General features: G+C 60.9%; 1 protein-coding gene. It reads left to right on the forward strand.

The features are described from left to right. Positions 1–118: 118 nt before the first annotated feature. Positions 119–1,091: IS256 family transposase (locus NCR34_RS27870; protein WP_250501437.1), on the forward strand; the 973-nt coding region annotated here is incomplete at its 3' end.

Genomic DNA, 1,091 nt, shown 5'->3' on the forward strand with positions numbered 1-1,091 from the left:
GGTAATGTACCGAGAAGTGTGCAAAAAGCTGCTTGCGGGAAAATGCTTAGGAAGGGTGGCCGTGGTGTAAGTTGATGAATGTCGAGTTCCTCAACCTGCCCTCGGGAGGGCTTACGCCATGGCCACGACCAAGCGTAGTACGAACCGGCCGCCAGTGGAAGCGCTGGTTGCCGGCGACCGGGACCTGATGAAGGCGCTCATGAAGGATGCGCTTCAGGAAGTGCTCGAAGCGGAGATGACCGAGCTGCTGGGGGCATCGCCTAACGAGCGCACCGAGACACGCAGTGGCTATCGAGCCGGTTACTACGGTCGCGGGCTGGTGACGCGCATCGGCAAGCTGGAGCTGCGCGTGCCGCGCGACCGTCACGGGGAATTCTCCACTGCCTTGTTCGAGCGCTATGCGCGCAGCGAGAAAGCATTGGTGGCCGCGCTCGCCGAGATGTACGTACAGGGCGTCTCGACCCGCAAGGTCAAGGCGATTACCGAAGAGCTATGCGGTCACAGCTTCTCGGCCTCGGCGATCTCGGCCATCAATAAAGGGCTCGACGCAACGCTGGCGAAGTTCGCGCATCGGCCGTTAGAGGAAGCGTATCCGTATCTGATCGTCGATGCGCGCTATGAGAAGGTGCGCGAATCGGGCGTGATTCGCTCGCAGGCGGTGCTGATTGCCATTGGCATCAACTGGGAAGGTCATCGGCAAGTGCTGGCCGTGGAGCTGGCGAACCGCGAGAGCCATTCGAGCTGGAAGGAGTTCTTGCTGGGACTGAAAAAGCGCGGGCTCTCAGGCGTGGAGTTCGTCGCCTCGGACGATCATGCGGGCTTGAAGAAGGCCATCGGCGAGGTGCTTCCTGAGGCCGCCTGGCAGCGCTGCTACGTGCACTTTCTGCGTAATGCACTGGACTACCTGCCACGCAAGGCGGATGACGACTGCTTGCAGGAACTGCGCTGGATGTACGACCGACGCGATTTGCAGGAGGCGCAACGAGATCTCGCGGCGTGGATTATCAAATGGCAGGGCAAATATCCGAAGCTCGTCGATTGGGTTGAAGGCAACATCGCCGAGACGCTGACGTTCTACCGGCTGCCGCGTG

The sequence above is a fragment of the Caballeronia sp. GAWG1-5s-s genome (assembly GCF_023631445.1).
In the GTDB taxonomy this organism is placed as follows: domain Bacteria; phylum Pseudomonadota; class Gammaproteobacteria; order Burkholderiales; family Burkholderiaceae; genus Caballeronia.